This window comes from Natrinema soli, assembly GCF_028618695.1.
Genome location: NZ_JAQIVI010000190.1, coordinates 1 through 1,113, shown reverse-complemented (window position 1 = coordinate 1,113; position 1,113 = coordinate 1). Strand labels below are relative to the sequence as shown.

Here is a 1,113-nt window from a genome sequence, read left to right as displayed (position 1 = left end):
AGCACCGAGACGTCGACGCCGCGTTCGACCGCATCGACGAGATCCGCGGCGATCGCGTCGGAGGTGACGGTGTAGCCGGCCAGCAGCAGTCGTTCGTCGGCGTTCCGAACCGTCTCCCGCGGGACCTCGGGGCCGTCGGGGAGGACGAACGCCGTCGCCTCGTCGACCTCGGCGCTCGAGACGGGGAGACAGGTCGCGTCTCGCGGCCACCACTGGCCATCGTTGCCGTTGTTCGTTTTGTCGGTAACTGCCGCCGTTCGGTACCATCGTTCTGCGACCGGCACACGGTCGTAGGATACCGCATCGATCGTCGTCGTCGCGTTTCTGAGTCGCAGGTCGTCGCCGTCATTCGCGAGCCGGAGGTTGCCCTCGAGCCCGAGGACCGGGAGTTCGGTCAGCGTTTTCGTGACGTTCGGGGCCGAACTCACGGCGATGCGCTCGGTGACTATCTCGTTCGGGAGTGTCGCCGTCGTGTGACCGTCCGTGAGCGTCAGGGCCTCGAGTCGGGTTCCGGGCGGGACCTCGAGGACGACGAACTCGCCCGCGTTGCCGTCGGTGGTGGGGTTCGGATAGAGGCCGACGATTTGGGGTTGCTGAGGGACATCCGTGGTCGTCGGTGGTGTGTCGTCCGCTCGAGGCGGACAGGCGAGTTCGGACGGGATCGGCGTTCCATCCGCGGCTGCTCGAGCGGCGGCCAGTTCGCGCCCCGACGTTCCGTTGGCGACCGCGAACCCAGCGAGTATCGTTGCACTGGCAACGAGACAGCAGGCGAGTACGGCGACGAGAGCGGCCCGCCGGAGATCCATCGCCCCGTCTGGCCGCCTTTCCCTACTTAAAATATCGGCGCCAACGGGTGCTGGTCGCGATTGGATCCGCCCGTAGCGGTAGGATACTGGGAGGTACTACCGCTCGTGTTTCTTTTTTGGTGTGGGCGATCGAAACCAGTCAAAAGACGCTTCTCCGAAATTTCGATCGTCAGGCCGCGGGCTCGAGGTCCACGCTCTCGGCTTCGGCCTGCACGAGGTAGGCGCGGTCGTCGTCGTAGTCGGCGACGGTCTCGAGGGCGTCCTGGGTGCCGATGCGGTTGAGCGCCCACGCGGCGCTGGCCCGGAC

At 66.5% G+C, this 1,113-nt stretch carries 1 protein-coding gene and 1 pseudogene; both read right to left on the bottom strand.

All coding sequences use genetic code 11. From position 1 onward, the window contains the following. Positions 1-806, bottom strand: an 806-nt coding sequence (locus tag PGX04_RS12480) for a phospholipase D-like domain-containing protein (protein ID WP_465263810.1), incomplete at its 3' end; no start/stop codon positions are given. 169 nt (positions 807-975) lie between these two features. After that, positions 976-1,113, bottom strand: a pseudogene (locus tag PGX04_RS12475) (HEAT repeat domain-containing protein); the annotation flags it as partial.